At 31.2% G+C, this 5,505-nt stretch carries 6 protein-coding genes and 2 tRNA genes; 4 read left to right on the top strand and 4 right to left on the bottom strand.

Translation table 11 applies throughout. The features are described 5' to 3' along the window. Window positions 1-146: 146 nt before the first annotated feature. The 3 genes from V6U76_RS04255 to bamD are packed head-to-tail and all read left to right on the top strand — an operon-like array spanning window position 147 to window position 2,291. Window positions 147-1,178, top strand: coding sequence for a hypothetical protein (locus tag V6U76_RS04255; RefSeq protein ID WP_333023809.1), 1,032 nt, complete (start codon window positions 147-149; stop codon window positions 1,176-1,178). A gap of 5 nt (window positions 1,179-1,183) precedes the next feature. After that, window positions 1,184-1,540, top strand: a complete 357-nt coding sequence (locus V6U76_RS04250; RefSeq protein WP_333023811.1) for a cytochrome c-type biogenesis protein — start codon at window positions 1,184-1,186, stop codon at window positions 1,538-1,540. A 49-nt stretch (window positions 1,541-1,589) separates the two neighbouring features. Further along, window positions 1,590-2,291, top strand: coding sequence for an outer membrane protein assembly factor BamD (bamD, locus tag V6U76_RS04245; RefSeq protein ID WP_333023807.1), 702 nt, complete (start codon window positions 1,590-1,592; stop codon window positions 2,289-2,291). Between the two features lie 36 nt (window positions 2,292-2,327). On the opposite strand, the gene iscX is transcribed toward bamD, so the two are convergent. The 4 genes from iscX to rpsD form a co-directional block, all read right to left on the bottom strand. Next, a complete protein-coding gene (gene iscX, locus V6U76_RS04240) occupies window positions 2,328-2,525 on the bottom strand; it encodes a Fe-S cluster assembly protein IscX (protein ID WP_333023805.1) in 198 nt (65 codons plus the stop codon). A 27-nt stretch (window positions 2,526-2,552) separates the two neighbouring features. Next, window positions 2,553-2,633, bottom strand: a tRNA-Leu gene (locus V6U76_RS04235). A gap of 51 nt (window positions 2,634-2,684) precedes the next feature. Beyond that, window positions 2,685-2,771, bottom strand: a tRNA-Leu gene (locus V6U76_RS04230). Further along, the gene (gene rpsD, locus V6U76_RS04225; protein ID WP_333023803.1) at window positions 2,771-3,385 is read right to left on the bottom strand and encodes a 30S ribosomal protein S4; all 615 of its coding nucleotides are present in this window, start codon (window positions 3,383-3,385) and stop codon (window positions 2,771-2,773) included. Before rpsD ends, V6U76_RS04230 begins: the two co-directional genes overlap by 1 nt. Before the next feature lie 122 nt (window positions 3,386-3,507). On the opposite strand from rpsD, the gene tkt reads away from it, so the two are divergent. Then, window positions 3,508-5,490 carry a transketolase gene (gene tkt / locus V6U76_RS04220; RefSeq protein ID WP_333023801.1) on the top strand — a complete coding sequence of 661 codons (1,983 nt, stop codon included), beginning with the start codon at window positions 3,508-3,510 and terminating at the stop codon, window positions 5,488-5,490. Window positions 5,491-5,505: the final 15 nt, after the last annotated feature.

Here is a 5,505-nt window from a genome sequence, read left to right as displayed (position 1 = left end):
GCAGAGGAAGGATCAGTAAAGATTTAAAAAACTGATGTACATATAAGGCTTTAAATTTTCTTTTTAAAAGTTATGTACATAATAATACTGTATCTGTCTTTTGCGTTGCAAAAAATTGTGTATAATTATAGGTTTTAAATTGACTTATGCGTAAGTTCTTAACTTATTTTATATTTTGTACTTTACTGCTTATTCCTTTAGGATATGCTGGGTTTTGGTATTTTTCTTCGTGGAAAATCAAAAATTTCTTAGCAAGCGTTGCAGATAATAAAAATGTAACAATTTCATATGACACAATAATTTCTGGTGGCTTTCCATTTAATTTTATTTTCCACATCAAGAACCCAAAATTATCTAGCAAGCAAGTAACTATTTCATCAGAGGTTCTGACAATAAAAAATAAGTTGTTTGATAAACAAATGTTTTTATATACGCCTAGTAATATGATTGATATCACATTTCATGATATAGGCGATACGACAAATTATAAGGCTACGTGTAATATACATAACAGCAATAATCTTTCTATTTTGCTTAAACAAATTACCTTTTCAGTAAATAATGCACAAAACTTACCTGATTATGTTAATAAGTTGCGTTATGAAGATTACGGGTTAAAATGCAGTATTCTGAATAATGATCATAAAACTATTACTACACAAATAGATAATGGTCCAAATTATTTACAGCTTGATTTCGAAAGAGAATTAGAAAAATTAGGTTCTACTTTCCTCATTAATCAGTATTGTACTGAGCAAAACTGTTTTAATATTAATATTAAATTTGGTTATGAATTTATAAGGAACGTTTCAGCTTCTAAAATGAACCTAGATTTCAATAGATTTTTGATTAAAAATAATGATTTTCTTTTTAACGCGAGCGGTAGAATACATGATTATAATTTTGTCACTATGTCATTTGAGAAGCAAGTTGACATTAATATATTAGGGTGTAAAAAATTCGTACACTTTTTGGTTGGAGCAGAATACATGAAAAGAAGTCCTGAAGTTTTAAATAAAATGCAAAATTTAATATGTTCTCTATCAGAAGAAACATCAGATCATAATATGCATTTTAATATCAGGTATGATAGTGAAAAACAATCCGGAATAATAGGAAATATATCTTTCAGAGATTTTGCAAATCAATTACAAAGTATACAAGAGGATAGCAATTGAGAATAGTGGTTGTGTTGATTACATTTGTGCTTTCATCTACTGTATATTCATTTGTTCTTGATGAGAAGCTTTTAGATGAGAATATGGAAAAACGTGCTATTAGATTGTTTAAAGTAATAAAGTGTCCTATATGTACAGGTGAAGTATTATTTGAATCTCAATCAGAAGTTGCTTATAATATGCGCAATATAATTAGGAATATGATAAAATATGGAAATACTGATGAGGAGATCATTTTAAAGCTAAAAAATTTTTATGGTAATCAAGTTGTTAACACTACTTTTTCACAAAAAAGTTTATTATTTGTTTTAGTAGTGTGTTTTGTTATTGGATTAGCTGCTGTATACATATATATTAGATGACCATCAAATTTATGCTCTATCTATTGGATTTATAATGGTTAAGTGTTCAATGTTTAAGATTTTAGCTATGTTTTTCTTTTTTATTAACTTTTTTTCAATAGAACTAAGATCAAGTTTTGACATATTGGAAAAAACAGAACTAGAATTATACGAGGAAGCCATTACATTATTTAATAGCAATCAATATAAACAGACTATACGGATAGCTAACAAAATTGAAGATCTATATCCTTTATCTTATTCAGCAATGAATGCGCAATTATTATCAGGAGTTTCTAATTATAATATTGGCGATTATAATAGTGCTGGAAACATTATAAGTAATTTTATAGATATGTATCCAAAAAGTGAGCAGATTTCTTATGCTTATTATCTGAGAATATTATCTTACTATATGCAAATAAAAAAAATAAAATTAGAACAGGGTACTGCATACAAAACTCTAGAGCTTGCAAATGAGTATGTTAATCTTTTTCCTGATAACAAGTACGTCGATGATGTGAAAGAAAAATTAGTATTGATAAAACAGCATATAAGAATAAGTGAATTCTCAATTGGTAAGTTTTACTTTAAACGTGGTGAATACCTTGCTGCTATAAAACGTTTTCAAAGTATAGTTAATAATTATCAAGATTCTAAGGAAGATTGCCCATCAAAGTTGCTACATTATTTGGTGAAGTCTTATATAGCCTTAGGAATTACTTTAGAAGCGAAACAATATGCAAGCCTTTGCACAGAAGATAACACTTAGTGTGAGAATATATTATTAATGAAGCTAACATCTTAACTAAGAATCTCGTTCTTCAAGCCAAGTTGCTTGTATAGCTTCAAGTATTTTTTCATTACAGCGTTTGTCATCATCATCAAAATTTTCTAAATTTAAAACCTTTTTCTTAAGTTCAGTAAATCTGATATTCACTATATCTTCATAAGGAAATTTTTCTTCCAATGCTTCTACTATATCTTCTATATCAATCCATTTCATAATTTACACCTACCAAAAATAATGGCGTACCCGTGGGGAGACTTGAACTCCCAAGGTTTTATCCCACGGATTTTGAATCCGCTGCGTCTACCATTCCGCCACACAGGCTTTAAAATAACCCACACTATTTCATGTTTATTTAAATTGTCAATTGTCAAATGGTGCCCATGGGGAGACTTGAACTCCCAAGGTTGCAATAACCCACGGATTTTAAGTCCGCTGCGTCTACCATTCCGCCACACGGGCTATTTAGAATAAAATTCCACTACTAAATTAATTCCCATATCTGCTGGATATGGAACTTCAGAACACTTAGGAACTCTTAGAAATTTCACCGAGTGTTTATCAATATCAACCTCCAGATAATCTGGCACCCTGTGCTCCTGCTCTTTTGAAGCATTTTTTACTATAGGAATTTCTAAAGCTCTCTCTCTTATTTTTATAACATCACATGGTTTCACTCTATAACTTGATATATTAACAATCCTATCATTAACTGTTACATGTTTATGAGAAATCAATTGCTTCGCAGCAAAAATCGTTGGTACAAGGCGTGAATGATATAAAACAGAGCTTAAGCGAGATTCTAAAAAACCAATAAAATTATCAGGAGTATAACCTCTTTTATTGTAAGCTTCTATAAAAATACGTCTTAACTGCTTACTCAAAATTGCATAATAAGACTTAAACTTTTTATGCGCAGCAAACTGCTTACCAAAATCAGACAACTTTTTAAAACCAAGAAGACCATGCTGACCAGGTGGAAACTTTCTTTTATTAACTGGATCCTTAGCCCTACCCCATAAATTAACACCTAATCTACGGCTAACTCTATACTTTCTAGTTACAACAGTTGTCATGTAATTTCTATCTATTTAAGAATAACTTAGTTAGTAAATTATTAGAACTTTATATATGATGTGTCAACTTGTTTTTACTTAAATAACTTATTATACTCATAATTATTTTTAACTTTAGAATAATGAATGCTGATTTTCATATAGTCAAATCTATGGCTAATGCTATCAGATTTTTATCAATCAATGCAGTACAAAAAGCCAACTCTGGTCATCCAGGAATGCCTCTTGGTATGGCTGATGTCATGACAGTTTTGTTTTCTAAGTTTTTTTGTCATAATCCAGAAGATCCTAAATGGTTCAATAGAGATCGTTTTGTTCTATCAAATGGTCATGGATCAATGTTATTGTACTCTATACTATATCTTACAGGTTATCTTAATATTAATGAAATAAAAAATTTCAGGCAACTTGGCTCTAAAACTCCTGGCCATCCAGAATATGGCGTTACCTTTGGAGTAGAAGCAACAACTGGTCCACTTGGTCAAGGGTTTGCTTCTGCTGTAGGTATGGCACTTGCTGAATCAATATTAAGGGAGCGCTTTGAAGAAATTAACCATCACACATATGTAATGCTAGGTGATGGATGTCTTATGGAAGGAATAAGTCACGAAGCTGCATCGCTTGCTGGCCATCTAAAATTAAATAAGTTAATAGCTTTATTTGATGACAATGATATCTCCATAGATGGTGATGTTAATCTTTCTTCTTCTGATGATGTAGAAAAGCGTTTTCTAGCATATGGATGGAATGTAAATAAAATTGATGGACATAACTTTAATGATATCTCTTGTGCAATAGAACAAGCTGAGCAATCTGAGAAGCCATCTCTTATTTGTTGTAAAACTATCATAGGAAAATTTTCAAGCCGTGCTGGTACGTCCTCTGCTCATAGCGGTGCTTTCAGTAAAGAAGATGTGGAAAAAATGAGAGAGGAATTAGATTGGAAGTATGAACCTTTTTACATTCCAGAAAACATAAAAAATGAATGGAAAAAAACAGTTGAAAGAGCAAAATTGCATTACAATCAAGACGAATTAAAAAATAATAAAGAACTGCAAAGGAGAATTGCAAAATGTCTGCCGGATAACATAAATTCTGACTTAGATAGCTTAAAAAAACAAATATACAGATTAATGCCAAATGAAGCTACTAGATCTTCTTTTGGCAAAGTAATGGAATTATTAACAAAATCTATGCCTGAACTTATAGGTGGATCTGCTGATCTCACTGCATCGAACTGTACTAAATATAAGCACATGAAGGTAATAAATAAGACAAGCTATAATGGGTCATATGTTCACTATGGAGTGAGAGAACATATGATGGCAGCATGTATGAATGGGATGGCATTACATGGTGGAATATTACCTTATGGTGGAACTTTTTTGGTATTTTCTGACTATTCTCGCCCTGCAATACGTTTATCTGCAATAATGAAGCAGCAAGTTATATATGTTATGACCCACGACTCAATAGGGGTTGGTGAAGATGGTCCAACTCATCAACCTATCGAACATTTATCTTCACTACGTGCTATACCTAATCTATATGTCATGAGGCCAGCTGATGCTATTGAAACTTTAGAATGTATTAGCACTGCACTTGAAAAAAAAGAGTCACCGACACTATTTGCTCTTTCAAGGCAAAATGTTAATTTCATAAGAAAATTTGACATCGATCAATCTACTAATTTTTCAAAATTTGGTGCTTATATTTTGCGTGAATTTCTAGGAAAATTAGATGTCACAATATTTGCCACAGGTTCAGAAGTTGAAATTGCAGTTGAAGCTCACGAAAAGTTGCAGAAAGAAAATATAGGAGTAAGAGTCATTTCTATGCCATGTTCTAGACTTTTTGATGAGCAAGATGATAGTTATAAAAAATCGATATTATGTAATGATAGCATAAAAGTTGCAATTGAAGCAGGAAGTGAAATGGGATGGCATAAATATATAGGTCTAGATGGTATATTTATCGGTATGAAAAGTTTTGGAGAATCTGCACCTTATAAAAAGCTTTATGAACATTTCAATATTTGCGCTGATTATGTAGTAAAGCGTGTGCATGAAAGATTATCATCCACAAACTTTATCCTAGCTTTGTAGAAAACAAACATTCTC

Origin of the sequence: Wolbachia endosymbiont of Pentidionis agamae (assembly GCF_036711655.1) — a bacterium.
GTDB lineage: Bacteria > Pseudomonadota > Alphaproteobacteria > Rickettsiales > Anaplasmataceae > JAZHPY01.
This window is presented reverse-complemented; position numbering and strand designations above follow the sequence as displayed.